This is a genomic window from Pseudomonas sp. Irchel s3a10, assembly GCF_900187525.1.
GTDB classification, from domain to species: Bacteria; Pseudomonadota; Gammaproteobacteria; order Pseudomonadales; family Pseudomonadaceae; genus Aquipseudomonas; species Aquipseudomonas koreensis_G.
Genome location: NZ_FYDR01000001.1, coordinates 76,967 through 100,311, shown reverse-complemented (window position 1 = coordinate 100,311; position 23,345 = coordinate 76,967). Strand labels below are relative to the sequence as shown.

Annotated in this window: 28 protein-coding genes and 2 pseudogenes; 18 read left to right on the top strand and 12 right to left on the bottom strand. The window is 55.9% G+C overall.

Annotated elements, in window-relative coordinates; translation table 11 throughout:
- The first annotated feature begins 91 nt into the window (after positions 1-91).
- Together bet and CKW11_RS00545 are read left to right on the top strand one after the other, a co-directional pair.
- The gene (gene bet, locus CKW11_RS00550; protein ID WP_095135458.1) at positions 92-898 is read left to right on the top strand and encodes a phage recombination protein Bet; all 807 of its coding nucleotides are present in this window, start codon (positions 92-94) and stop codon (positions 896-898) included.
- Complete coding sequence (locus CKW11_RS00545) at positions 895-2,502, top strand: YqaJ viral recombinase family protein (protein ID WP_095135457.1); 1,608 nt, start codon at positions 895-897, stop codon at positions 2,500-2,502. Before bet ends, CKW11_RS00545 begins: the two co-directional genes overlap by 4 nt.
- A gap of 6 nt (positions 2,503-2,508) precedes the next feature.
- On the opposite strand, the gene CKW11_RS28610 is transcribed toward CKW11_RS00545, so the two are convergent.
- Positions 2,509-2,685, bottom strand: a complete 177-nt coding sequence (locus CKW11_RS28610) for a hypothetical protein (protein WP_003225311.1) — start codon at positions 2,683-2,685, stop codon at positions 2,509-2,511.
- Positions 2,686-2,832: 147 nt separating this feature from the next.
- On the opposite strand from CKW11_RS28610, the gene CKW11_RS00540 reads away from it, so the two are divergent.
- Positions 2,833-3,168, top strand: coding sequence for a hypothetical protein (locus CKW11_RS00540; protein WP_095135455.1), 336 nt, complete (start codon positions 2,833-2,835; stop codon positions 3,166-3,168).
- Here the strand turns inward: CKW11_RS00540 and CKW11_RS00535 are convergent.
- Positions 3,140-3,985 carry a putative phage abortive infection protein gene (locus tag CKW11_RS00535; RefSeq protein WP_095135453.1) on the bottom strand — a complete coding sequence of 282 codons (846 nt, stop codon included), beginning with the start codon at positions 3,983-3,985 and terminating at the stop codon, positions 3,140-3,142. The two genes, CKW11_RS00540 and CKW11_RS00535, sit on opposite strands and share 29 nt — an antisense overlap.
- A 95-nt stretch (positions 3,986-4,080) precedes the next feature.
- On the opposite strand from CKW11_RS00535, the gene CKW11_RS00530 reads away from it, so the two are divergent.
- On the top strand, positions 4,081-5,112 hold the full coding sequence (locus tag CKW11_RS00530; RefSeq protein ID WP_095135451.1) for a hypothetical protein: 1,032 nt from the start codon (positions 4,081-4,083) through the stop codon (positions 5,110-5,112).
- A 273-nt stretch (positions 5,113-5,385) separates the two neighbouring features.
- Here the strand turns inward: CKW11_RS00530 and CKW11_RS00520 are convergent, their stop codons facing one another.
- Both CKW11_RS00520 and CKW11_RS00515 read right to left on the bottom strand, forming a co-directional pair.
- A complete protein-coding gene (locus tag CKW11_RS00520; protein WP_256582001.1) occupies positions 5,386-5,517 on the bottom strand; it encodes a hypothetical protein in 132 nt (43 codons plus the stop codon).
- Between the two features lie 372 nt (positions 5,518-5,889).
- Positions 5,890-6,420: a hypothetical protein gene (locus tag CKW11_RS00515; RefSeq protein ID WP_095135447.1), complete on the bottom strand. Its 531-nt coding sequence runs from the start codon at positions 6,418-6,420 to the stop codon at positions 5,890-5,892.
- A gap of 83 nt (positions 6,421-6,503) precedes the next feature.
- Between CKW11_RS00515 and CKW11_RS00510 the strand changes: the two genes are divergently transcribed.
- Positions 6,504-7,280 (top strand): DUF2786 domain-containing protein, encoded by a 777-nt coding sequence (locus tag CKW11_RS00510; protein WP_095135445.1) that lies wholly within the window; start codon positions 6,504-6,506, stop codon positions 7,278-7,280.
- Positions 7,281-7,318: 38 nt separating this feature from the next.
- Here CKW11_RS00510 and CKW11_RS00505 read toward each other — a convergent pair whose 3' ends face one another.
- Entirely contained in the window at positions 7,319-7,603 is a 285-nt protein-coding gene (locus CKW11_RS00505) for a hypothetical protein (protein WP_095135443.1), read from the bottom strand.
- Positions 7,604-7,690: 87 nt separating this feature from the next.
- Here CKW11_RS00505 and CKW11_RS00500 point away from each other — a divergent pair.
- Positions 7,691-8,613 (top strand): annotated as a pseudogene (locus CKW11_RS00500) (DNA cytosine methyltransferase).
- Positions 8,614-8,625: 12 nt separating this feature from the next.
- Here the strand turns inward: CKW11_RS00500 and CKW11_RS00495 are convergent.
- Positions 8,626-8,934, bottom strand: coding sequence for a hypothetical protein (locus CKW11_RS00495; protein ID WP_095135441.1), 309 nt, complete (start codon positions 8,932-8,934; stop codon positions 8,626-8,628).
- On the bottom strand, positions 8,927-9,271 hold the full coding sequence (locus CKW11_RS00490) for a DUF6864 domain-containing function (RefSeq protein ID WP_095135439.1): 345 nt from the start codon (positions 9,269-9,271) through the stop codon (positions 8,927-8,929). Before CKW11_RS00490 ends, CKW11_RS00495 begins: the two co-directional genes overlap by 8 nt.
- Before the next feature lie 165 nt (positions 9,272-9,436).
- Here CKW11_RS00490 and CKW11_RS00485 point away from each other — a divergent pair, with 165 nt between their 5' ends.
- The 3 genes from CKW11_RS00485 to CKW11_RS00475 all read left to right on the top strand — a co-directional run bounded on the left by CKW11_RS00485 (position 9,437) and on the right by CKW11_RS00475 (position 10,770).
- Positions 9,437-9,859, top strand: a complete 423-nt coding sequence (locus tag CKW11_RS00485; protein WP_095135437.1) for a hypothetical protein — start codon at positions 9,437-9,439, stop codon at positions 9,857-9,859.
- On the top strand, positions 9,859-10,425 hold the full coding sequence (locus CKW11_RS00480) for a hypothetical protein (RefSeq protein ID WP_371917847.1): 567 nt from the start codon (positions 9,859-9,861) through the stop codon (positions 10,423-10,425). The genes CKW11_RS00485 and CKW11_RS00480 overlap by 1 nt, the downstream gene beginning before the upstream one ends.
- A 120-nt stretch (positions 10,426-10,545) precedes the next feature.
- On the top strand, positions 10,546-10,770 hold the full coding sequence (locus CKW11_RS00475) for a hypothetical protein (RefSeq protein WP_095135436.1): 225 nt from the start codon (positions 10,546-10,548) through the stop codon (positions 10,768-10,770).
- Positions 10,771-11,137: 367 nt separating this feature from the next.
- On the opposite strand, the gene CKW11_RS00470 is transcribed toward CKW11_RS00475, so the two are convergent.
- Positions 11,138-11,359 carry a hypothetical protein gene (locus tag CKW11_RS00470; protein WP_085731246.1) on the bottom strand — a complete coding sequence of 74 codons (222 nt, stop codon included), beginning with the start codon at positions 11,357-11,359 and terminating at the stop codon, positions 11,138-11,140.
- A 104-nt stretch (positions 11,360-11,463) separates the two neighbouring features.
- Between CKW11_RS00470 and CKW11_RS00465 the strand changes: the two genes are divergently transcribed.
- Complete coding sequence (locus CKW11_RS00465) at positions 11,464-11,706, top strand: DUF4224 domain-containing protein (protein WP_095135434.1); 243 nt, start codon at positions 11,464-11,466, stop codon at positions 11,704-11,706.
- Between the two features lies 1 nt (position 11,707).
- Positions 11,708-12,757 carry a tyrosine-type recombinase/integrase gene (locus CKW11_RS00460; protein ID WP_095135433.1) on the top strand — a complete coding sequence of 350 codons (1,050 nt, stop codon included), beginning with the start codon at positions 11,708-11,710 and terminating at the stop codon, positions 12,755-12,757.
- Between the two features lie 612 nt (positions 12,758-13,369).
- On the opposite strand, the gene CKW11_RS00450 is transcribed toward CKW11_RS00460, so the two are convergent.
- The gene (locus CKW11_RS00450) at positions 13,370-14,617 is read right to left on the bottom strand and encodes an MFS transporter (RefSeq protein ID WP_095135431.1); all 1,248 of its coding nucleotides are present in this window, start codon (positions 14,615-14,617) and stop codon (positions 13,370-13,372) included.
- Between the two features lie 103 nt (positions 14,618-14,720).
- Here CKW11_RS00450 and CKW11_RS00445 point away from each other — a divergent pair, with 103 nt between their 5' ends.
- The 3 genes from CKW11_RS00445 (at position 14,721) to CKW11_RS00430 (ending at position 17,673) form a co-directional block, all read left to right on the top strand.
- Positions 14,721-15,689: an AraC family transcriptional regulator gene (locus CKW11_RS00445; RefSeq protein WP_095136743.1), complete on the top strand. Its 969-nt coding sequence runs from the start codon at positions 14,721-14,723 to the stop codon at positions 15,687-15,689.
- Positions 15,690-15,849: 160 nt separating this feature from the next.
- Entirely contained in the window at positions 15,850-16,389 is a 540-nt protein-coding gene (locus CKW11_RS00440) for an AAA family ATPase (RefSeq protein WP_095135429.1), read from the top strand.
- A gap of 306 nt (positions 16,390-16,695) precedes the next feature.
- Positions 16,696-17,673, top strand: a complete 978-nt coding sequence (locus tag CKW11_RS00430) for a LysR family transcriptional regulator (protein ID WP_371917846.1) — start codon at positions 16,696-16,698, stop codon at positions 17,671-17,673.
- A 19-nt stretch (positions 17,674-17,692) separates the two neighbouring features.
- Here the strand turns inward: CKW11_RS00430 and CKW11_RS00425 are convergent, their stop codons facing one another.
- Complete coding sequence (locus CKW11_RS00425) at positions 17,693-18,154, bottom strand: Rid family hydrolase (RefSeq protein WP_095135425.1); 462 nt, start codon at positions 18,152-18,154, stop codon at positions 17,693-17,695.
- A 275-nt stretch (positions 18,155-18,429) separates the two neighbouring features.
- On the opposite strand from CKW11_RS00425, the gene CKW11_RS00420 reads away from it, so the two are divergent.
- Both CKW11_RS00420 and CKW11_RS00415 read left to right on the top strand, forming a co-directional pair.
- Positions 18,430-19,116 (top strand): hydrolase, encoded by a 687-nt coding sequence (locus CKW11_RS00420; protein ID WP_095135423.1) that lies wholly within the window; start codon positions 18,430-18,432, stop codon positions 19,114-19,116.
- Between the two features lie 195 nt (positions 19,117-19,311).
- A complete protein-coding gene (locus CKW11_RS00415; RefSeq protein WP_095135422.1) occupies positions 19,312-19,701 on the top strand; it encodes an AraC family transcriptional regulator in 390 nt (129 codons plus the stop codon).
- Positions 19,702-19,788: 87 nt separating this feature from the next.
- Here CKW11_RS00415 and CKW11_RS00410 read toward each other — a convergent pair whose 3' ends face one another.
- Entirely contained in the window at positions 19,789-20,799 is a 1,011-nt protein-coding gene (locus CKW11_RS00410) for an AraC family transcriptional regulator (RefSeq protein WP_095135420.1), read from the bottom strand.
- Between the two features lie 94 nt (positions 20,800-20,893).
- On the opposite strand from CKW11_RS00410, the gene CKW11_RS00405 reads away from it, so the two are divergent.
- Both CKW11_RS00405 and CKW11_RS00400 read left to right on the top strand, forming a co-directional pair.
- Entirely contained in the window at positions 20,894-21,628 is a 735-nt protein-coding gene (locus CKW11_RS00405; RefSeq protein WP_218235204.1) for a glutathione S-transferase family protein, read from the top strand.
- A gap of 63 nt (positions 21,629-21,691) precedes the next feature.
- Entirely contained in the window at positions 21,692-22,444 is a 753-nt protein-coding gene (locus CKW11_RS00400) for a methyltransferase domain-containing protein (RefSeq protein WP_095136740.1), read from the top strand.
- An 81-nt stretch (positions 22,445-22,525) separates the two neighbouring features.
- Here the strand turns inward: CKW11_RS00400 and CKW11_RS00395 are convergent.
- A pseudogene (locus tag CKW11_RS00395) lies at positions 22,526-23,344 on the bottom strand (LysR family transcriptional regulator); the annotation flags it as partial.
- Position 23,345 lies beyond the last annotated feature (1 nt).

The following is a 23,345-nucleotide window of genomic DNA, read 5'->3' as shown; positions in this document are numbered from 1 at the left end:
CTGCTCAGCGCCCTCGCCGATCGCATCACTCAATAAACCAAGCATTAAATCGCTGCGCTGGGCGCGGCAAGGATCTCCCGTGAGCGCAGTAATGAAGCAGGACGACCAGTTGCCTGTGATGTCGGAGGCCGCACTCGTCGAAGTGTTGAGCAGCAGCCTCTACCCGGGCGCGGAAAAGAACTCGGTTGTGATGGTTCTGGCGTACTGCCAGGCCGCACATCTCGACCCCATGCTGAAGCCAGTACACATCGTGCCAATTTGGAACGCTAAAGCGAAAAAGATGCAGGACACCGTCATGCCCGGCATCGGCCTATACCGCATTCAGGCTGCGCGCACCGGGCAATACGCCGGAATCAGCGATCCGGAGTACGGGCCATCGATCAAAGCCAAGTTGAGCGGCGTTGACGTCACTTATCCAGAGTGGTGCCGGGTGACCGTCAAGCGCCAGATGTCGAACGGCCTTGTCGCCGAGTTCACCGCTAACGAGCGCTGGCTGGAGAACTACGCAACCGCCAGCAAAGACACTGCAGCCCCGAACTCGATGTGGAAGCGCCGCGCTTTCGCACAACTCGCCAAGTGCGCCGAGGCGCAGGCGCTGCGCAAGGCCTTCCCCGAGGTTGGTTCGGCGCCGACTGCTGACGAGATGGAAGGAAAAATTTTCGATGAAGCGCCGCGCGATGTGAGCCCGCAGCGAAAGCGAGAACCTGAGCCAGAAGCCCTTCCACCCTACCCCGATGATCTTCTTACGGAAAACATCGAAAAGTGGCGGCCACTCATCGACGCAGGCAGAACCAATGCGGAACACATCATCCTCAACGTCAGCAGCAAATATTCACTGCGCGACGACCAAATCGAAACCATCCATAACCTCAAAGCCATCGACGGAGACGCAGCATGAAAATTCACAACGTAGCTCAAGGCTCCGCCGAGTGGCATGCACTCCGCGTCCAGCACTTCACCGCCTCCGAGGCCCCAGCAATGAAGGGCGCCTCGAAATACCAAACCCGTTCCGAGCTGCTGACACTGAAAAAAACCGGCATTGCGCCGGAAGTCACCCAGGCTCAGCAGTACATCTTCGACAAAGGCCACGCCACTGAAGCGCTGGGCCGGCCATTGGTTGAGGTGATGATCGGCGAAGAGCTGTACCCGGTTGTAGGTACAGACGGCAACCTGCTCGCGTCCATGGATGGCGCAACGATGCTCGGCGAGACGCTTTTCGAGCACAAACTCTGGAACGAATCGCTGGCTGCCCAGGTTCGGGCCGAAAACCTGGATCCGCACTACTACTGGCAGCTCGAGCAGCAACTGCTGGTCAGCGGTGCCGAGCGCGTGATTTTTGTTTGCTCAGACGGCACCCCCGAAAACTTCGTGCATATGGAGTACCGGCCTGTCGCTGGCCGGGCCGCGCAGTTGGTCGAAGGCTGGAAACAGTTCGAGGCCGACCTGGCCAACTTCGAATTGGCCGAGGCGCCTTCTATTGTCGTCGGCAATGCCCCGGACGAACTGCCAGCGCTGCGCATCGAACTGACTGGCATGGTTACCGCGAGCAACCTCAAGGTGTTCGAGGAATCGGCTTTGGCGGTCATCGACTCAGTGAAGACCACGCTGGTCACAGACCAGGACTTTGCCGACGCCAAGAAGGCCGTGAAATGGTGCGGCGATGTCGAGCAGGCAGTCGACACTGCGAAGAAGCAGGCGCTTTCGCGGACCCAGAGCATCGACGAGCTTTTCTCTGCACTGACCCGGATCAGCGCTCACGCCCGGGACACTCGCCTGAAGGTCAACAAACTGGTGCAGGCTCAAGAACTGCTGGTGAAAACCAACATCAAGCAGAAAGCAGAGCAGTCGCTGGCAGAGCACGTCGCAGCGATCAACAAAACATTGGGCCGGGTCACCCTGCCGGCGGTCGCCGCAGACTTCGCCGGCGCCATGAAGAACAAGCGCACGATCGCCAGCTTGCAGGACGCCGTCGATACTGAACTGGCCCGGGCGAAAATCGCCGCGAGCCAAGCCGCCGACGCAATTCGCCTGAACCTCGCCAGCTTGGCCGAGCTGGCGGCCGATTACGCTTTCCTGTTCAACGATATTCAGCCACTGGTGATGAAGGCGAACGACGATCTGATCACGCTGATCAGATTGCGGATTTCGGAACACCAGAAAGCCGAAGCGCAGCGCGAGCAGATCCGCCAGCAGGAGCTGCAGCGAATTGCGGACGAGGCGAAAGCCAACATACCGGTTGAACCTGCACCAGTCACCAGTCCGGCACCGGTGAAAGCCGCCGCGCCGGTTCAGTCTGCATCGAAGCCAGCGACCACAACCGCGGTGCCGGTGAACCTGCAAGCTGAGGTGTTCGATCTGGAGGCGCTGATCCATGCCGTCGCAGGCGGTCATATTCCAATCTCGGTTCTGACCGTGGACTGGGAGAAACTCGACGCAATGGTCGCAGCCCAAAGCGACAAGTTCACCATGGCCGGTGTGAGGATGGTCAAGGTGGCAGCGTGATCTGCCTCAAGCCTTGGTCGACTGAGTGAACATCCAGCCGAATGCAACCACGCCAATGATGGGTCGTATCAGATCTCCGGCTGAGGCCATGCCGGAAAACACCTGCAGCCCGGTAATGACCATCATCGCCAATGCCGCGAGAATGCCAAATGCTGCGATCCAGCGAAAATACCTTGGAAACATTGCGCAACTCCCTTGTGAAGGGGCGGCATCGTAATCGCATTTAGCCATCACTTCAACCTACGTTATCGAGACGGATCACGGAGTGTTGAAGCTTAAAGTTACTGAACTGACTGGACTTGCCGGCCAGCGGAATTGAAGAGGTAGGCCATGGCCAAGACTGGACAGGAGCGATCGGCAAAGGCCGCGCTGAAACGGATCGAGTTCGACGAAAAGGAACTGCGGCACCGGTGCCGGCTCGGTACACGGCAAAAGCTGGAAGAACTCATGGCCTGGAACGAGGATACCGAACAAGCTTCAGTGATTGAGGGCTGTCTGCGCTATGTGCATTCGCTTGGGCCAGACGCTGCGCGGGAAGCTTTGAAAGCGCGCCACGAAATCGTGATTAGCAAAAACGTGGCGCGAGAGTTTCGTAATCAAACCCTAGCTGAGTTGAAGCGCAACCCTGGGGATGAAATCATTGCGCCGGCGCTTTTAAACTCTTAATAGCAGCTAGAGCCTCTTTATTTTTACCAAAGGCCTTTTCCTCCATGAAAAACATATGATCAACATCCAATAACAAGTTGATATCTAGATTGTCGAATAGCTCGTAGTTATTTGCATACTTCTGAAAGTTTCTACCTTTACGACTCAAGCAATTATAGTACAGGAAGACGAGTTCGTAGTCAGACAGAAGCGATCGCGCCACTCGTGCCAAGTGCTTTTCGTCTCCATACTCAGCTAACTCAACGAACCTGAAAACGGAGTACAAACTTCTGAAATACAACCCCAAATCACCTTGGTGAGATCGTAAAATTTGCTCGTATGCCATCCCTGCTCGGAAGCTTTTGCTGCGCCCATCTTCATAGTTCCCATTATATTCACGGCATAATTTTTTATGCCAATCCCTAAAACAGTCTCGTCCCTCAATCGTGTACTGAATATCATGTCTATTTATATGGAGATCAAATCCTTGAATGACCTGCTGCTGCAGCGTCAACATACTATAAAACTGCGATTCAGTTTGCTGCTTTGCATTTTGCAACTGGCTGTCTGCCAAATCCTTCCTCTGAAGCAACAAAGTAATTAATACGCCAGAAAACGCTAACCCCGAGAAAAGAGCATTCAAAACCCCAAATGCATCACCAAAAACGCCCGAGCGAACGCCGGTTAAGTTACCGCCACTATCGATTGATGTTTCGTACCCCGCGTACAGAAAAGCGTAGTAAGCGGTGTACACACCAATCACAAATAAAACAGCGAGAAGTCCCAAAATTATAGGCTTCCAAGATTTACTTTGTTTACTCATATTAAGCACGCTCATTGACCCGGCTCCATGCCGGTCACCCGTAATACCCCAACCCAAACCAAATTGCCACCACCGGTCACGGAGGGCGGCGGCTGACTGGAGATACTCCAATGCAAATCCAACGCGAAGGCCGCGTGTCGTTCGGCGAGGCGAGACTTTCTGTATGGGAAGAAGGGATTCCTCGCGAATGGGACGCCAAGGTTGTCTGGGAGCGCAAGTTCAAGCGCGAGGTATTCAAGCGCATCATCCAGACGCTCAACCGTATCGGCTGGACCGTAGGCGAGCAGGCCCATATTTTCACCGGCAACAATTCACGCCATTGCGTGAAAGGTGATCTGCAAGCCGACCTAAAAATCTCCGGGCGAAGTATTGATCTGGAATTCTTCCAAGCCGTAAACACACCGGATCGCGCTGACCATGGTGGCCGGTACCAAAGCGACAAAGAAAAGCACATGCAGTACCTGGTACGTCTGGAAATGCAGCGGACACGCCGACGCATTCGTGACTACCTTTGCAATGTCTTTACCGGCTACACGTTCAAGGAATCAGATCGCAGATGCGGTTTGGGAGGCCTGACCAGCCTTGAGTGGATCAATGCCGACTACGTGAGCGACCGTCGTTTTGGACCACCCACCATTCCGCCGGCTGACTACAACTCTGGCTCAGGCGACAAGAAAACCATCGAGCATGGCGCGAAGGTCTGGACGACTGACCGAAAAGGCCGCTGGTACCAAGGCACCGCTTTCGTGAACATCAACAACATGTGGTGGGTCGCCTATGGCAAGTACGGCTACGACAACAAGGCTTGCTTCGAGCTATTTGTCGACCGGCCTGCTGACGTAAGAGCCAAGAAAAACGAGCGTGCTCGACGCCAGCGCCTGGAAGACCTGATCGCGAAGGCAGTTGTGGGAATGAACTATCAACGGGCCGAGGTGCTGCGCAAAGTGCTATTCCCGCAGCCTGAACCGCTGTTCATGATTTACAGCGTGAAGGATGGTCTGTACTTCAGACCGAACTACAGCGGCTACACCAAAGATTCGATCAGGGCCGGAAAATACACTCGTGCCGAGTTGAAGCCCTACCTTGGCGACTCTGATGAAAAGGACGGCCTTAAGGCTGTACCGATTTCACAGGCCGCCTGATCCGGCAATCAACTATTTCGCTGATTGCGCGTCTTCTTCCAATAACCGGCATTGAAATATGAGCGCCGCCCCCGGAACTCGCTCGAACCAGGTGAGAAGGTGCTTAGCATCACAATGGTGACATGTGACTACTTTGTCAGGCTGTCCCTGATAAAACTCGACGTCGAACTCTTCACCACAGCTCTTCGACTTACACATTGCCATCGTTTTCTCCTTGATCCGGCTCCATGCCGGGCCGAACACAAATACCGCAACGATCGGGAATACGCCAGCTCAGACGAAGCTCGGCGGATCAACAACCCGATGCGCCGACGCCATGTAACTGGCCAGGTCGATCACCTCCCGAAGGAACACGACCACCTCAAGCTTCACTGCGTCGTCCGGCAGCCCTATCCGTTTCAGCATTGCCTTGGCGTCCTCTTCGATAGCCGCCAGCGCATCTACATCGCTCTACAACCTCATGTCGGCCTCCTGCCAGTGTGAGTTCAGAGATACATACCCCACTTCTACGAATCACGCCAGCCGGCGACGCAGGTGCGCGCTTGGCGATAAACCATGAAAAAATCTTCAGTACTTGACTGTGACCCTCAGCGTCTGCGCCCGAAGAAAGTCACAAGCAAACCAGCGACAGCTGGAGAAGCCTCAAAGCGCTGCAGATTCAAGCAGATCTTACCTGTTGAGTGGCGGGATCACGCACGAGCATGAAGAGAAGAGAAGAGAAGAGAAGAGAAGAGAAGAGAAGATTGAAAGAGGTTTCTGAAGAATGAAAACATAAGCTCATGAGAGTCTTATTTTTCCGACGAACACCTTATCTATTAAGGCAGCTTTGTTAAGAGCTTCATCCACAGCCTTATCAAGATCGAGCATACAGGCCTCTTGTTTCTTATTAGCATTTTCAACTAAATAGTGATCCACCATTACAAGCTCCCCACCGACCAACCTATGGGACTCTAACATTACCCTATATCTCTCGGCAGCGGCTAACGCCACTCGCAAGTCACTTAAAGAAACACAAGCATCATAGAAACCGATGAGCTGGTCTGCCAGAGCATCATCAATGTAGAGTCTCGCTGTTTGAATTTGCATATAGAGATTTGAAAACCCACTAATCTCTGAACGCCCCCCATTTGTCTGCAGGTAATTTTTAGCGTTGAAAAACGCCTCATAAAGATTCTTCTGATAGTTATGGACACTTATACGATTGGCAATTTTTGCTTCCTGAGCCGCTTTCCACGTAAACCATGCCGAAATTATCGAAATAACAAAAGCAAAGCTCGCAATCAAGTTCGCCCACATCGCTGCTTCCATTTAACTATTCCTCTCCTGCCCTGTACTCGAACATCAATCAATAGCCTATAAATCCACTTCACGCCAGCTAGCGAGGCCCCCCTATGTCCGCACAACAGATCGACGAAAAGAAACTCGAGCGAGCGATCCGCAAGATCAAGCACTGTCTGGCACTAGCTCAGAGCGCCAACGAGAACGAAGCCGCTACAGCGCTTCGGCAGGCACAGGCGCTGATGCGCGAGTACCGGCTGACTGAAATGGATGTGAAGCTGAGCGACGTCGGTGAAGTCGAGTCGCAGTTCTCCAGTGTCGAACGCCTCCCTGCGTGGGAGCGGAGCCTGAGCGGGGCTGTCGCTCATGTGTTCGGGTGCACGTCGCTGTACGGCCGGAAGTACTGCAAGGAAAAGGATCGAATCATCGCCCGCGTGTCATTCGTAGGGGTGACACCTGCCCAGCACATCGCGCTGTATGCGTTCGAGGCGCTGCTGACAAAGCTGAAATTTGCCCGCAAGCAATACGTCGCTTCGGTGCGTGCAGGCGTTCACCTCAGCTCGTACTCAGCCGAAACTGAAGGCGACCACTTCGCCCTGGCATGGGTCAACGACGTTTACGGAAAGCTGAGCGCCCTTGTTCCGAAAGGCGAAGACGATATCGCGCCAGCAAGCGAGGGCCGCGACATCATCGCCGTCGAAGCGCAAGACAAGGCGCTGATCACCGAGTACCTCGCAAACAAAGGCGTAGGCAAAGCCCGTAAAGCGCGAGATGTCGATATCGACCTGAATGCGCAAATCGCGGGAATGCTTGCCGGCCGCAGGGTAGATCTGCATGCCGGCATCGCTCGCGGCGGCGAGGACACTCTTGGCCTATCCGCAACCGCCTAGACCATCCCTTTCCTGCCTATCTGGACGCCTCTGCAGGCCTATTCGTTTTCCAGCTTTGCGAGTCCGTGATCACAATGTGAGCAGTTACCGCCGTTGTGATACGCGTCATACATCTCGGACCACGGAATCGGATTGCTGCAAACGCCACAACCGTCGGTGTGAAATTCGCCCATAAAATCCTGCTGGAAAACGTAATCCTGTTTTTTAGATAGGGAGCTGAGCCCTTGCGCAACTACTTGCTGTGCGATGCCCTCGACAGATCCGTCTAGGTGGCCGCCATCCAAGACTTCCTGAACAAAGTCTTCAAAGTCATTTCTTTCCATATTCGACCTCCGGTTTATGGCAATGGGACTGACGCTACCTCATTCCAGCCGCCCTTTCCACCGGCATAAGGCCGGAGAGGATCCCCTATGCACTCAGCAATAGACTTGTTCGCCGGGTTCGGCGGATGATCAAGGGCGGCCGCAACGCCGGCCTGAACGTTCTCTGGGCAGCAATCCACTGGCCCGAGGCGGTCGAGTGGCACACCCGCAACAACCCGGAGACCATCCATGCCTGTCAGGATCTGCACCAGGCGAACTGGGCGGACGTACCGAAGCACGACATCATACTCGTATCGCCGTGCTGCCAAGGGCACACCGAGGCTCGCGGCAAGATCGCCGGCAACCCTCAGCACGACAACTCGCGCTCGACTGCATGGGCACCGGTACAGAATGCCGAGGTCAACCGGCCGGAACTCGCGGTGATCGAGAATGTACCGGAGTTCATGGACTGGATTCTGTACCCGGCGTGGGCTGACGCGATGCAGCGGCTCGGCTACGCACTGGCGCCGCACATCGTGGACTGCGCCGATCTTGGCGTCCCGCAGCATCGCGTGCGCTTGTTCATGGTCTGCTCGCGCAGCAAAGCACCGCTGCACTTGCAATTGCCCCGCTACCAGCACGTGCCCGCCCGCGAGATAATCGATTTCGATGTCGGCAAGTGGTCGCCGATCAACAAGCCAGGCCGTGCCGCCTCGACGCTGATCCGCGTGAAGAATGGCCGCGAGCGGTTCGGTGATCGGTTTGTGATGCCCTACTACGGTTCAGGCTCAGGGCTGACCGGCCATCGCCTTGATCGTCCGATCGGCACCATCACCACACTTGACCGCTGGGCAGTCGTCGACGGCGATATGATGCGGATGATCAGCGCAGACGAGACCATGGCTGCTCAGTCCTTCCCGAAAGATATGCTCCGCCCGGACAGCAACCGACTAACCATGCACATGACTGGCAATGCAGTACCACCATTGGCCGGGCAGCGGATTATCGAATCGTTAATTAAAACCGCATAGTCGAGCCTAAAACTATTTGCTTTTACCAAACGCATAGCCAAGCGCCAATGTTATCAGCGGAATAAACGTCGACCAGATGCTTTTTATCTCATCAACATACTTGAAGTTCTTTTCAGCAACGACTAGAGAAAACAACAAAAGACTTAGCGTCGAACCAATAAAAAAACTCCAAGTGATGGTCATCCACACAATTGAGTTTTTGGCATTATCACCTGTACCGATAGTCTCAGCGATCCGGCCAGAAGAGGCGGCTGTTGGCTGGGGCCGCTCGTGTCCCAAGTCCACTCTCGCCGGTTGATCTTGCTGTATTGGCTCAAGCATTTAATTTTGGCCCCATCAAAATGGTATACCTCAACTCCCGAGCCTGCTGCAGAGCATTAATAGTATTCACCCAGAATGTCATGTACACCGATCGACCATCGAAAGTGGCAATTGATACAGGCACAACCATTCCATCGCCCATAGTCGAAAAATTATACAAACTAATTTTAACTGAGTGCCCAACCGTTTCAGAAGTATATCGCACGCCGAGAAAGTCAGTGATGAAGACAATTTCGACAGGCATCGCATCTAGCATCAACGTGATGTTGGGTCCCACTACATGCACTATTCCCGAAGCTATCACGTCTAATCCATTTATTATCGCTTTGACTTCCAATTGCGCAACCCTCTTTCAAAAAACCGTACCCTATAGCAAAAATTATCGCCAAGGTATCCCATTTCCAAAAAAATGAAATCGCCGGTGCCGCGCACGTTCCGTCGTCTCCCGAAGCTGTAACACCTCCCCGTCAAAGTCAGCCGCTATAGCGGCAAGGACGAAGTCATGTCTGAAGAAAAGCAACAAACAGGGCCAGACCACTTTCGCTACGTCGACCGCATCGACCCGGAAGGCGTAACTATCGTCTGCCGAAAATACGTTGTGATCCGGGAAAGCGAGCACTGCTACTGGATCGTTCCCGAAGGCTCGGAAGGATGGGCGCGGGCGAGGCAGACGGCCACAGGCAAGACCTTCAAAGATGCGAAGCGGGTATCGAAGGATTCGTGGCGGCGATTCGCGTACCCAGAAAAAGAAAAAGCGCTCTCCTCCTACAAGGCGCGCAAACGGCACCAGCTTGGGCACGCTGAACTTGCCCTTGAGCGTGCGAAAGCAGTTCTCGCCGACATCAAGGAGATTAATGCAATCAACGACGAGCATCTGTGCTCGGGTGGCGACTACATCAAACAGCTCAACTGGACGGACTGCTGATGACCATCTCAACCAAACCGAAAGAACGGCCGATCCTGTTCTCGGCCCCGATGGTGCGCGCCATCCTGGAAGGCCGGAAGACGGTCACGCGCCGGCCGGTCAAAGGCTGCCAGATCCCGGTTGAAGACGCTTCCGTTGCTGCCGGTGAGCGTCGTCGCTGGATGGCCATTGCTCAGCGCGACCCGCGATATGGTTTCGGTGTTTTCGGAGCAACCGAGGCGGAGTGCGCCAAAGAGCTGGAAGAGTACGCGCCTTGCCCTTACGGCCGGCGCGGCGAGCGTCTGTGGGTGCGCGAGGCCTGGGCAGCAGATGCACAGGTGGACTCGATCGCGCCCCGAGACTTGAGCCAAGGCGAGCCGATCCTCTACCCAGCAGACGGCTCCATTCGGCAAACCGGCTGCTCCATGATCACACAAGGCCGGGGGCGCCCTTCAATCCATATGCCGCGCTGGGCCAGCCGCATCTTTGGAGATCAACGACGTGCGCGTCGAGCGGTTGCAGGACATCAGTCGCGCCGATATCCGGGCGGAAGGTCTGCAGTGTCCGCCGCAGCTGGCAAGCGATGACGTTTCACCGAATTACCGAGATTGGTACCCGGCGGCTTGGAAGGAACTGTAGAACTCCACCGGCAGCGGCTGGGACGCTAACCCGTGGGTCTGGGTCGTCGAGTTCAAGAGGGTGACGCCATGACAGACCATTCAAAACTTAAACAACTCGCCGAGGGCTGCCGCGACGAGGTCATTCGTTCACACGGCTGGGCGGGCATGATCGAGGATGCCGGGTTTCTGCACCGTGATGAGCAGTTTCTCAAGGAGTGCTCGCCCGAGGCGGTGCTAGCACTGATCGCCGAGAACCAGCGCCTGCGCGAAGAACGGGACGGCCTACTTGAAGCGAGAGCAGACCTACTATGATCTTCGCCCCGCCCTACATGGCCTACCTGATCTCCAAGGGGCCGTGGCGATAGCTGGTTGCCAAGCCGAATAGTCGGGAAACCGACAGTTAAACGCGACGACCATCGAGGCTCAACCTTAGAGGAAGGCCTCATGAGACATTTTTCAGAAGCAGTTATCGCTATCGCACCGGTATCAAATCGCAAGTCGAGAAATCGTTTCTTCCGCGACTTTGACAAGTGGAGCAATCGCATATTCGAAAAGGGTTTGATCACCCTTCACCAACGCCAAGAACTACGGCTGCCAATCGCGAGTGCCTACATGGCAACGCTCATGTACCCCTCCCCCAACTCAACAGCTTGCAGGTGTAAGGCGGGAGGAAATCGACTCACGAAAGTCCGTCGAACCAGCCTAGAACACGCATTGCTCTCGCATACGTTTTTTCATTCGCAAGAAACACCAACAGCAATAAACCGCTCCCTATAACGGTGAAAAGAACACCACCCACTCCGTCGATGGCAATCAGAAACAAGCCCAACGCTAGGAATGCAGCACCAAGAGCTCCCATCACCCTTCGGCTCTGCTTCTGTTCGGGATACCTGCTGAACATCCATTTTCTCCACGTCAAATAGCGCGTCCACCAACTGTAGACCAGGTGCGACCACTCAATACCCACCACCTTCTGCCGCCACGCGCGGCATGGAGCAATACCTCATGGAAACCGAAATCCTCTCTGACGAGGAGCTGGCCGAACTCACCGGCTACAAGGCCCGCGCATACCAGCGCCGATGGCTGATTGACCGCCAGTGGGTGTTTGTAGAAAGCCGCGGTAAGCGCCCGCTGGTGGGGCGGATGTACGCCCGCATGAAGCTGGGCATGATCAGCCCCACCATCGCCGATCCGAACCCGCCGCCGGCCGCACCGGTATGGACACCTGATTATTCGCGAGTGAATTGATATGCGCCCCCGCAAGACCGAGCACCAGCACCTGCCCCCTCGAATGTACAAGCGATCCCGAAAGCGCAAAAACGGTAGTACGTGGACCGCGTATTACTACCGCGACCTGCTCGGCAATGACATCCCCCTGGGCAAGGAACTCGATAAGGCGAGACTGAAGTGGGCCGAACTCGAAGCCAAGGAAAAACCGCTCGACCTGCGCACCATGAAGGGAATCTTCGATCGGTACATTCGCGATGTGGTGCCGAAGAAAGCACCGCGTACGCAGAAGGACAACCTGGCGGAGATCAAGCAGCTTCGGCCGATGTTCGATAGCGCACCGATCGACTCGATCACGCCAGCAACGATTGCTGGCTACAGAGACGCGCGATCGGCAAAGGTCCGGGCGAACCGTGAGATCGCTACCCTCTCCCACATTTTCAACATCGCCCGGGAATGGGGGCTGACGACAAAAGAAAATCCCTGCCAAGGTGTGCGCAAGAACAAGGAGACGCCTAGGGACTATTACGCGAATGATGTGGTTTGGGAGGCGGTGTACAAGCAGGCAGTTCAGGAGCTGAAAGAAGCGATGGACCTGGCCTATCTGACCGGGCAAAGGCCGGCAGATGTGCTGGTTATGCGGAAGGATGATGTTGAAGGCGGATTTTTGACTGTTCAGCAGAACAAGACGCACAAGAAGCTGCGCATTCAGATGACGACCGCCGGAGAGGCGAACAGCCTGGGCATTCTGATCGCGGCAATCACAGAGCGAAACGCTGCGCATGTCTCGAGCTACCTGATCATCAACCGGAGCGGTAAACGGATGACGGCGACGATGCTGAGGAAACGGTGGGACGCGGCGCGGGAGAAGGCAAAGTTGGAAGCGCTTGAGCAGGGAGACGAACTGCTGGCGAAGCGGATCGGTGAATTTCAGTTCCGGGACATTCGGCCAAAGGCGGCGTCGGAAATCAGCGATGTGGGTGACGCCAGCCTGCTGCTCGGGCACACAAAAGGCGATATTACCGAGCGAGTTTATCGTCGCGTCGGCGCCATCGCCAAACCATCAAAATAGGCAAAAAATGCGTTCCATAACTCAAATCGCGCCCCTTGTAGAATGCGGTCTGTAGAGGTGCTGCAAAACAAAAGTATTGGAACGAAAAAGAGTCTGAGGCCGCGTATTCAGCGGCTTTCCATAGCGGTCTTGAAAACCGTCGACTGTAACAGGTCCATGAGTTCGAATCCCATCGCCTCCGCCATCTTATGTACGACAAAGCCCCGATTATTCAGGGCTTTGTCGTTTCTGGGGTTTGAGATTTTCACCCCCGCACTTTGTGGATCGTTTCCGCATCTCGTCGGCTATTTCCGCAATCCATCTCTCCGACATCACTGGTTGGACATCGACACACCTGGGGATGTGGGTGTCTTCAACGGACAGCTTTTGGCCATTCTCTGCCGCTCTCACTACAGCATGTCGTGCCCAGGTTGAATGCTTGGACAGGCCTTGTCGAAGAGATTGTTTGCCAGATGCAGCGAAACAGTTGCGTACAGCGTCCAGTCGAACCACCCGAGCGCATTGCCTATACCTGCTGTGCGCATAGATTTCAGGCGTCCTTGGTGAGACGTCGTGTTGTTCATATTTCATGTCCGGGCCAAGGACAGAATCGAGGCGACCCGGGAAGTCGGATCAAAGGTGCAGCGCTGGCCGGGCTTGGGCACTGCCATGGGAAGGAACCCGAACACGCAACGCAATCAGCAGCGCGGCCAGCAGCATCAGCACGGCCGCCGCTACAAATACGCCTGCGCTGCCACCGAAGCTGAACACTGCACCGCCAGCGGCGGCGCCCGTTGCAATGGCTGACTGCACACAGGCCACTACCATGCCTCCGGCGCTTTCCGCTTGGTCAGGTACCGCGCTGGCGACCCAGTTCGACCACGCCACCGGCACACCACCAAAGGCCAAGCCCCAGACTGCCAGCAGTACCGCCTGCCCCGCCAACGAGGCCGGTAACAGCACCAACGCCAGTGCTGCAACGCCGACCAGCGCCGGCATCAACACCAGAGTGGCCAGTGGATAGCGCTCCAGCAGCCTGCCGGCTACCAGCGTGCCGAAGAAGTTCGCCGCACCGAACCCCAGCAGCATCAGTGACAGCCCTTGCGGGCCGATGCCGGTCGTACTTTCAAGGAATGGACGAACATAGGTGAACATCGCAAAGTGGCCACTGTGCACCAGCACGCAACCAAACATGCCGATGGCGATGCCCGGGCGCTGCAATACCTCGAGCACAGTACGCAGGCGTGCCGGCCGGCGCGGCGCAAGGCGCGGCAGGGTGAACGACTGGAATGCCAGGGTCACCATGCCTACCGCCGCCGCGGCAAAGAACGCGCTGCGCCAACCATACAACCCGCCCAGATAGCTGCCCAGCGGCACAGCCACGACCGTGCCGATGGCAATGCCGCTGAAAATGATCGACAGCGCCCGGGGCAACAGAGCATTCGGCACCAAGCGCATCGCTACCGCCGCCGCCATGCTCCAGAAACCGCCAAGAGCAATACCCAGCAAGATGCGCATGAACAACAGCACCGCGAAACTGGAGGAAATAGCGACCAACAGATTGGATGCGATCATCAACGTGGAAAAGCCCAGCAGCACCCAGCGGCGATCGATACTGCGAGTCAGGCCTGGCACCAACAGGCCGGCGAACAGCGCCACCACTGCTGTCCTCGTTACCGCCTGGTCAGCTAGCGCTTCGGACACACCCAAATCGGTAGCCATCAGTGTTAACAGGCTGGCCGGAAGGTACTCAGCGGTCAGCAAGCCGAACACGCCCATTGCCAACGAGAATACGGCCATCCACGCGGGGGTTGCAGGTTCTACATCCTGCCCGACGCCGGGACGGCAGTGGGGTTCGGCATTACACACAAGGTCAGTCATTGCACAGATCTCCAAATCTTCATTGCGACCCGCAGTCTAGGCGCGAGAATCTGGATGATCTATGATCGAAAACCTCGATTTTTTGACTGAAACACCTGAAACAATGCCTACAGATCAGTTTGCTCTTTCTTCGGAACTCATCAACGAGCTGTTGCGCGGCATGCGCCTGCGTGGCGTAGAACACCGACGTATCCAAGCCGGTCGAGCCTTCGGCCTGGGCTTCGCTGCCAAACCTGGGCATGCCTGGTTCCACTTTCTGGCAGTCGGCAATGCGATGCTACGGATGGAGGACGGGACAACGTATGGACTGTCTGCCGGCAACGCCGTGCTCATCTCCCATGGTGCGGCCCATCAACTGCTTTCCCATGCGGACGTGCCTGTTGAGGACATCGACCGTTTGGACGGAGCGCCCCTCGGTGAAACCGTCAGCGCGGTGGATGCCGGAATCGATGCCAACCCCACGCCGACCAACATTTTGTTCAGTAGCTGCATGGAGTTTGAGCTGGGCAGTATCCATGGCCTGGGCAGCCTGATGCCCGGCCTGATGCTGATTGATGCCGGTGGCCAGCGTTACCCCGGACTGGTGCCAATCCTGGCCACCATGGAGCGCGAAGTCAGCGCCGCTCGTATCGGCTTCGCCGGCATCCTCGCGCGACTGGCCGACGTGGTGGCTGCTATGGTGGTTCGCGGCTGGGTGGAGTGCGCCTGCGGTAATGCCTCAGGCCTGGTCGCCGCATTGCGCGATCCACGCTTGGCAAATGCGCTTCTTGCGCTCCACCAACAACCGGGGCGCGACTGGACCGTTGCGCAGCTGGCGGAGCAATGCAATACGTCGCGCTCAGTCTTTGCGGACCGTTTCCAGGTGACTATTGGCATGACCCCGCTACGCTACGTCACTGAGTTGCGGATGCGGCTTGCAAGCCAGTGGCTGACGCTTGAAAGGCTGCCCATTGAAGAAGTGGCTCAGCGTTTGGGCTATACCTCTCAGGCCGCTTTCAGTCGCGCATTCAAACGTATTACGGGCAAGACACCTGGATTAAGTCGACAGTCGAGGCAGTCCGCTGCTTCCTGACGCCGAGCAAGAATCGGCGGCTTTGCACTGTCTATGCGTCAGGCAGCTTACGGCCAAAAGCTGTCTGTCATGCTGACCGCTTGTTGTTGACCGAGATAGGCATTGACGTAAAATCGCCCCCCCCCCAAAAAATCAGCTTGCATAGCGAGAAGGAGCTTCGATGCAACGGGTGATGATTATTGGTCAACCTGGGTCAGGCAAAAGCACTTTGGCGCGTGAGCTTGGTCAGCGTACGGGCTTGCCGGTCGTTCATATCGACACTATTCACTGGAAGCCAGGGTGGATCGAACGAAGTCGGGACGAGAAGACACAGCTTTGTCTAGATGTAGAAGCCCGAGATTGCTGGATATTCGAAGGTGGCCATTCAGCCACTTGGGACAACCGGCTGGCCCGTGCAGATCTTTTGATATGGATTGATCGTTCGGCGACGCTTCGATTCTTGCGCGTACTGCGCAGAACGCTGCTCCAACGCGGTCAGTCTCGGCCTGACTTGCCGGAGAACTGCCCCGAACTGCTGATGAACCTGCCGGAGTTTTTTAGATTCATGTGGCGGACGAAAAAAACAGCGCGAGAAAAGATGCAGCGACTTATTGCCGCAGCGCCACCAGCTTGCCGCGTGGTTTGTCTGCGCTCTGATCGGGATCTCGGCATTTTTCTCGCGAGCATTGGAAATTCGACTGTCCAGACTCCGCGAGATTAATCGACGGTTGCCTGATTCACTGCGCAAACTGCCGGTCACGAGTGGCTGCTTTTGGCCAGTTAGCGACGGTCAGGATTCGACCGTCGCCAGGCATATTCAACCCCAGTCTGTTGCGCAATCTCCAAGGCGTCAGCGAGTTCAATTTCCAGATATCGAAATGTGCTCTCCAGCCCTGCAATTTGAAACCTCACCCGAAGGGCCCAGATATCTCTAAGTCGAAGTGGGGATTTCTGCCCGACCAGTTTTCCTTTGTTCCACGTTAGCCTTTTCGTATGATGAGCGAACATGGTATCCGGAATGCCTCGCGTGAATTCATCACCTAAAATTGGTTCATTGCGCCAGGCTGTGGAAAGTGGCGTGAAATTGGATTTCAGTGACTCTGCGGCTCAGCTTTCGTGGGACGACTTACGCATTATCAAAACGCTCAGCGAATGCGCCAATCGCACCGATGCTGCAAAGAAGCTGGGAATCAACGTGTCCACCGTATCGCGTCGAGTGACCCAGGTTGAGAAAACACTTGGCGTCGCACTGTTCGATCACCGCCGCTCGGGATACATGCTCACTGCTGAAGGCGCAGAGCTGAGAGCGCTCGCAGAGCGGGTCGAGCTGGATATTGTCAGTGTTGCACGACGAGTATCACGCGCAGGTAAGGGGCCACTTGGAAAGCTGCGCATCACCACCAGTGATTCGCTGCTGCTGTACTTCCTCACGCCCATCATTGCGCAATTCAAAGCTCTTAATGAAGGGATAGCAATTGAGGTACTGGTAGGCAATCAGACACTGAGTCTTGCCCGCGATGAGTCGGATATTGCAGTGAGGGCGACCAATAAACCCGCTGAAAGTCTGGTCGGACGCAAACTCGCGACGATTGCCTGGGCGCCATACGGCAGTGATAAAAACTCACCGACCTCGACGCCTTTCGCAGAAGGCCAGGCGTGGGTGTCCTATTCGGCAGCTTTATGCGGCCTCAAAGCAACGAGCTACGTCGACAGCAGGGTTGACCCCGATTGCATTTCCTATCGCACCGACTCCGTCGCCGCGGCCAGCGCTGCGATTGCGGCGGGTCTGGGTTTTGGATTCCTTCCCTGCATGCTGGGTGACGTCACGCCCGGTCTGGTGCGTATCGGCCCGGTTGTGCCTGAACTTCAAGATGGGCTTTGGCTGCTGACTCACCAGGACATTCGAAAGTCATGGCGAGTCAAGGCGTTCATGACGTTTTGCGCAGCGGCGGTTGCCGAACTCAAGCCCTTGATCGAAGGCCAGCGAGCTCTTCCGGTTTCGTAGACGAAACCGGAAGCACGTCTTAGCGGGTGCCAGAGCCAATGACCGCCTTGCAGACAATTTCGATCAACTGCGAACGCTGTGCGAGCCTCGATACACCGATGATATTGCTCGCGCACTGCGGCCGCTCAGTGCCAAACGCAGCCTTGCGCACAGTCCCTACCACGGCAAACGCCGCGTCCATGTCCAGCACATAAAGTGTCTCTTCGACCACGTCTTCCAGTGTTGCGCCATACAGGGCAAGCAACTTGGAGATGTTGTCGTAGGAGGCGCGCATTTGCTGACCCATGGAAGAGAAATCACTGGGCTTGCCTTCGCTATTGAGTGGAGCCGGAGCCACCAGATTGCCGTCTTCATCATGGTTGAATTGGCCGGAGATATAGATGTCGTTTCCGACTTTTCTGGCCTGCGGGTAGCCGTAGCTTTCTTCCCATGCGACACCCCAGTAAGCGGTTTTCTTTCCGAACGGTTGCGAAGCAGACATTTGCTTTCTCCTGGCGTAGAACAGACTGCTCGCACAGCGGCAATCAGAGTTGTGGGAGGCCAGAGACTAGCACCGCAAATGATCTTGCAAGGGCGCATTAATACGCCACTGGAGAGGCATTAATGCGCCCCTAAAATTGAGAATGATCGGTTACCTTGAACTCGAATTCGGCGCCGCAGCTACCGCCAACAACCTTCCGCGATATTCAGCAGACAGAAGATTGGCCCGGCCCGCAAAGAGATTTGAAGACCATCATTTCACTAAAGGGAACCACCATGAACAATCCAAAACTCGAAGTACTGACCCCTCAAAACAGCCAACTGATTTTCATTGATCAGCAGCCCCAGATGGCCTTTGGCGTGCAAAGCATCGACCGCCAGACGCTGAAGAACAACACGGTCGCTCTGGCGAAGGCCGCAAAAATTTTCAACGTGCCAACCACTATCACCACGGTTGAAACCAATAGCTTTTCCGGCCACACATACCCCGAATTACTCGCTGTGTTCCCTGACGCGCCTCTGCTGGAACGCACCTCGATGAACTCGTGGGACGACCAGAAAGTCCGTGACGCGCTGAAGACCAATGGCCGCAACAAAATCATCGTCTCTGGCCTTTGGACTGAAGTGTGCAATACCACGTTTGCACTTTCCGCCATGCACGATGCCGGCTACGAGATCTACATGGTTGCCGATGCTTCCGGCGGCACTACGAAGGAGGCTCACGACTACGCCATGCAGCGCATGATCCAGGCCGGCGTGGTGCCGGTCACCTGGCAGCAGGTGCTGCTGGAGTGGCAGCGTGACTGGAATAACCGCGACACCTACGACGCCGTCATGAATCTGGTAAAGGAGCACTCCGGTGCTTACGGCATGGGCGTCGACTATGCCTACACCATGGTGCACAAGGCTCCCGAGCGTGTAGACCATGGCCCGACTCTGGCACCTGTGGCTGCCTCTGTTTGAACCTCACTGGCCCTCATTAAATGGGGGCCAGTCCCTATTGCTATCCATTTGAACCGGAACGGCGACAGAGGCTATATCAGCGTCGTCCGCACACCTGCGACGCTGCGCTGACTGATCCGCCTGCTGTCCCTGGGCAATGTCCCGTCCCGACTTTACCGAGTCTTCCGGTCGTTCATGTTGAAAAAAGGAATCACCATGAAAGGTGTCGAAAGCACTGCACTCAGCAATGTCGTACTTCTCCCCACGGGGAAACTCAAACTGTGGCAGGAGACAGCTGCAAAACAATTGATGCTGGAAAGCCTGGAGACTGGAGTTTCAGTGTCGACGCTTGCGGACGCCTGTGCACTCTCTCGCAGTCATTTCAGCCGAAAATTCAAAGCAAGCACACGCTTGTCCCCTACGCAATGGCTACGTCAACAACGGATCCTAAAGAGCAAACAGCTGCTCGAGTCCTCAATAATGACGCTGACCCAGATCGCAATGGCATGCGGGTTCTGTGATCAGGCGCACTTTTGCAGAGTGTTCTCAAAGACTGAAGGTATGACGCCCCTGGCCTGGAAGCGCGTTGCTCGAGCTGCCGCCTAATAACCAATCTTTTTAAAGACGTTTTTCAATTCGAAAGGCTGCAAATGGCTGTGGATTCAACCGATCCGCATCCCAACAGCGTCATACTCATGTATTGGAAAATCGCCACTGACCGGGTGAAACCGTCTCCCACTGCCGAAAAGCCCGGTAGTAAGAGTTAACGTCCTCGTAACCGAGCAGATACGCCACCTCTTTCAGTTCAAGGCTTGTATCGGCAAGCAGGTGATATCCGACCTGGCGCCGTGTCTCGTTGAGCAAGGCGCTGAACGTCGTACCCTCTGAAGCCAGGCGTCGTTGTAACGTCCGCTCGCTCTGCAAGAGTTCCTGGGCCAGATACTGCAAACTTGGCCGCCCCGCCGCCAGTGCTCGTTTCAGCACTTCAATGACCTGCTCACAGAATCCAGCAGGAGCCTCGATCTCTCGCATTGCAGCAGTAAGGCCGGGAGTCATCATGTGCAACACGTCCGGATTGTGTTCAATAAACGGTAAATCGAGGTCGGCAGCGCTCATAGTCAACTCGTCCTGCTCCGCGCCATAGCGAATGGGGCAACCGAAATAACTCGAGTGAGTTTCCGAATCAGCAGCTGGCCGGCGCAAATTCAGTTCGAGTGGCACCAGGTGTTTACCGGTGCCTCTTCGACCCAGTTCCAATACCAGAGCAAAACCCGCATCCACCGAGAAGTAAGGCGCCGGCCCCGTGCCAGAAGGCCACTGAATCGTGAAGGCCACCCTGCCCTGATGCTCGTCGATGCAAATCCGGTCGGGACTACATAAGCGTTTGAACCGGGAATACCTCGCTATGGCGTCGCGAAAGTCAGCCGCATATAGCGCCGCGAGAAAGGCCATTTTGTGTTTCGCACTTGGCGTGTCGCGAACCATCTTTATTGCGAAGGACTGGTCTTCAGAAAGCGCCTCGATAGCGTTCCAGACGGCAAAAAGCTGACGAGTGCTGACAACAGCCGCTTCGTTAAGGAGAAGCGCACGGGGCAGTTGTGCGTGCTGTTGAATCAACGCGGGATCGAGTCCCAGTTGCTCTATCGATTGCCAGAATACGCTGGGTAATTTACAACGCTCGGCGCTGTTCTGCAGGTACGACATCTAGACTCCAAACCGCAGATGAGCGGTAGCGCGTAACGCAACATCCCGCTGATGGCGCGTTCCGCAAGTATTCTGGCGTAAACCGCCCAAGGTGATGTGCAGCTTCGATCCTACCATTGTTGTCAACGAACCGAGCCAAGAGGAGCTCACGATGACAATGACGTTCTATACCAATCCCAACTCTCGCGGGCGCATGGTGCGCTGGATGCTCGAGGAGATCGGCTGCACCTATGAATCGGTCGTTCTGGATTATCAGGCAAGCAGTCAGGATGACCGTTGGGGCGGTGCTGCGCTGGCAGCGCCGACGCTGGCCGACCCTGAAGATCCACGCGTTGTTTTTTTTCGCGACGTGAACCCGATGGGGAAGATTCCCGCCCTGGTGCATAACGGGCAAACCATAACAGAAACAGCCGCGATCTGTGCGTACCTGGCTGATGCGTTCCCGGAAGCTGCACTGGCTCCTGGGGCAGCGGAGCGGGCTGATTATTACCGCTGGCTGTTTTTTGCCGCAGGCCCACTGGAACAGGCTGTAACCAACCGCCGCGCTGGCTTCAACCCGACACCGGATCAGGAATTCTTTCTGGGTTACGGCAGCTACGAGCGCACCGTCGATCAACTCGAACGCGCAGTGTTGGCTCAGCCGTTCATTGCCGGAAACCGCTTCACCGCTGCCGACGTGTATGTTGGCTCCCACGTCGGTTGGGGACTAGGCTTGGGCACTTTGCCGCCCAGAGCCGCGTTTCTCGCTTATGCCCAGAAGTTAACGAACCGCGACGCTTATCAACGTGCGGTGGCCAAGGATCAGGCGCTGCTGGGTACGTCGAGCTGATGCTCGACAGGCTGGCCGATGAAGATGCAACAGAATTCCCCTGACATTCTGCGAGGATTGGTCATGTCGACCCAACCACCTGACTTCACCACACGCTTGATGATCGACGCAGGCATCGCAAAAGGGATGCGAATCCTGGACGTGGGCTGCGGCTCGGGTGATGTTTCCTTCCTGATGTGTGATCTGGTGGGAAAAAGCGGAGAGATCATAGGCGTTGATCATGACGCCGGCGCCATCACCCTTGCACGCCAGCGCAGTGCAGCACACGACCACCCTGCGCTGAGATTTCTCCAGTGTGATCTTCTAAGGTTGCAGGACACTCTCGGTACTTTTGACGCAATCGTTGGACGACGCGTCCTGATGTATCAGAAAGATGCAGTGGCAACGATCCGTGCGCTGGCCAAATATTTGCATCCCGGTGGCATCGTGGTTTTTCAAGAACACGATACGACGATGGTGCCTGCCAGCCTTGAGCCTTTTCCGTTGCATAACAGAGCGCAAGCCTGGATACGGGAAATGATTACTCGTGAAGGGGCCGATCTACACATCGGTTTTAATCTGCACGGCATTCTTACCCAGGCAGGCTTGTCCGTCGAAAGCGTGCGCGCCGAATGCCTGGTACAAACACCTGATACCCCCTACGGTCTTGGCAACATTGTTAAGGCCTGCTTGTCGCGGATCACCGCGTTGGGGGTGGCCAGTGCAGAAGAAGTCGACATTGAAACGCTGCAACAGCGTCTGGATCAGGAGCGTTCAGGCTCTTGCGGCATCTACATCGGCGATATGATGTTTGGAAGTTGGGCGCGAAAACTTTAACGTATTCCAGATGCCCGATGCAGGCGACACACGTGTGCCAGAGTCCTTTTCGCCGCTCGCGCCCTGACCGTAGGTAAAAGGCTATTCAGGGCGCTGATGGAAGGCAGCAAAAACATCCGCCATAAAATCCATGAAAACGATGGCTCGCTGGGGCAGCAGCCGATTCGCCAGATATACGATTTGGATCGGTACCGGCGGCGCCACGTATTCGTTAAGCAGCAATTGAAGATTGCCACTCTTCAGCCCTTCCTCATAAAGCCATTGCGGCCCCTGCGCGATGCCCAACCCTGCATTGACGTACTCACGGATCGCCTCAGGTGAGTTGACTCGCAATCGTCCGGAGATCGGGGCATCAGTGTCCTTGAACCGCCAGTTGGTTCCAGTGGACAGGAGGGTATAAATGAGGCAGTCGTGTTCCTTCAGGTCGTCTGGCGAAGAGGGAGTGCCTCGTTTCTCCAGGTACGCACGGCTGGCAACGCACACACGCTCGAACCACGCCAGTGGCCGGGCTCGCATTGCACTGTCTTCCAGGTGACCGATACGAATCGCGAGTTCTACCCCCTCGTCGACCAAATTGACGTAGCGATCATTGATTTGAAGATCGAGCGATAGTTCGGGGTAGCGCCCTAGAAAACTTGCGACGTGCGGTACGATGAAGGTGTGAGCCAATGCGGTCGGGCAAGCGACGCGCAGTAACCCGGACGGCGCTACGTTTCCTCTTAGTGAGGACTCGGACTGTTCAACTGAGTCCAGGATACGCCGCGCATCTGCGTAGTACCGTTCACCCTCGGGCGTGAGCATCAGCTTTCGTGTGGATCGGTGAAGCAGCCTGGTTTGCAAATGGTCCTCAAGCGCAGCGACGTAACGACTGACGCTCGGTTGCCCTAGTCCCAGATCACGT

Bases quoted from the DNA above. Each gene is read 5' to 3' on its own strand.
- bet (WP_095135458.1), top strand. From the start codon at position 92: ATGAAGCAGGACGACCAGTTGCCTGTGATGTCGGAGGCCGCACTCGTC.
- CKW11_RS00545 (WP_095135457.1), top strand. From the start codon at position 895: ATGAAAATTCACAACGTAGCTCAAGGCTCCGCCGAGTGGCATGCACTC.
- CKW11_RS28610 (WP_003225311.1), bottom strand. From the start codon at position 2,685: ATGTTTCCAAGGTATTTTCGCTGGATCGCAGCATTTGGCATTCTCGCG.
- CKW11_RS00540 (WP_095135455.1), top strand. From the start codon at position 2,833: ATGGCCAAGACTGGACAGGAGCGATCGGCAAAGGCCGCGCTGAAACGG.
- CKW11_RS00535 (WP_095135453.1), bottom strand. From the start codon at position 3,985: ATGAGCGTGCTTAATATGAGTAAACAAAGTAAATCTTGGAAGCCTATA.
- CKW11_RS00530 (WP_095135451.1), top strand. From the start codon at position 4,081: ATGCAAATCCAACGCGAAGGCCGCGTGTCGTTCGGCGAGGCGAGACTT.
- CKW11_RS00520 (WP_256582001.1), bottom strand. From the start codon at position 5,517: ATGCTGAAACGGATAGGGCTGCCGGACGACGCAGTGAAGCTTGAGGTG.
- CKW11_RS00515 (WP_095135447.1), bottom strand. From the start codon at position 6,420: ATGGAAGCAGCGATGTGGGCGAACTTGATTGCGAGCTTTGCTTTTGTT.
- CKW11_RS00510 (WP_095135445.1), top strand. From the start codon at position 6,504: ATGTCCGCACAACAGATCGACGAAAAGAAACTCGAGCGAGCGATCCGC.
- CKW11_RS00505 (WP_095135443.1), bottom strand. From the start codon at position 7,603: ATGGAAAGAAATGACTTTGAAGACTTTGTTCAGGAAGTCTTGGATGGC.
- CKW11_RS00495 (WP_095135441.1), bottom strand. From the start codon at position 8,934: ATGCTTGAGCCAATACAGCAAGATCAACCGGCGAGAGTGGACTTGGGA.
- CKW11_RS00485 (WP_095135437.1), top strand. From the start codon at position 9,437: ATGTCTGAAGAAAAGCAACAAACAGGGCCAGACCACTTTCGCTACGTC.
- CKW11_RS00480 (WP_371917847.1), top strand. From the start codon at position 9,859: ATGACCATCTCAACCAAACCGAAAGAACGGCCGATCCTGTTCTCGGCC.
- CKW11_RS00475 (WP_095135436.1), top strand. From the start codon at position 10,546: ATGACAGACCATTCAAAACTTAAACAACTCGCCGAGGGCTGCCGCGAC.
- CKW11_RS00470 (WP_085731246.1), bottom strand. From the start codon at position 11,359: ATGTTCAGCAGGTATCCCGAACAGAAGCAGAGCCGAAGGGTGATGGGA.
- CKW11_RS00465 (WP_095135434.1), top strand. From the start codon at position 11,464: ATGGAAACCGAAATCCTCTCTGACGAGGAGCTGGCCGAACTCACCGGC.
- CKW11_RS00460 (WP_095135433.1), top strand. From the start codon at position 11,708: ATGCGCCCCCGCAAGACCGAGCACCAGCACCTGCCCCCTCGAATGTAC.
- CKW11_RS00450 (WP_095135431.1), bottom strand. From the start codon at position 14,617: ATGACTGACCTTGTGTGTAATGCCGAACCCCACTGCCGTCCCGGCGTC.
- CKW11_RS00445 (WP_095136743.1), top strand. From the start codon at position 14,721: ATGCCTACAGATCAGTTTGCTCTTTCTTCGGAACTCATCAACGAGCTG.
- CKW11_RS00440 (WP_095135429.1), top strand. From the start codon at position 15,850: ATGCAACGGGTGATGATTATTGGTCAACCTGGGTCAGGCAAAAGCACT.
- CKW11_RS00425 (WP_095135425.1), bottom strand. From the start codon at position 18,154: ATGTCTGCTTCGCAACCGTTCGGAAAGAAAACCGCTTACTGGGGTGTC.
- CKW11_RS00420 (WP_095135423.1), top strand. From the start codon at position 18,430: ATGAACAATCCAAAACTCGAAGTACTGACCCCTCAAAACAGCCAACTG.
- CKW11_RS00415 (WP_095135422.1), top strand. From the start codon at position 19,312: ATGAAAGGTGTCGAAAGCACTGCACTCAGCAATGTCGTACTTCTCCCC.
- CKW11_RS00410 (WP_095135420.1), bottom strand. From the start codon at position 20,799: ATGTCGTACCTGCAGAACAGCGCCGAGCGTTGTAAATTACCCAGCGTA.
- CKW11_RS00405 (WP_218235204.1), top strand. From the start codon at position 20,894: ATGTGCAGCTTCGATCCTACCATTGTTGTCAACGAACCGAGCCAAGAG.
- CKW11_RS00400 (WP_095136740.1), top strand. From the start codon at position 21,692: ATGTCGACCCAACCACCTGACTTCACCACACGCTTGATGATCGACGCA.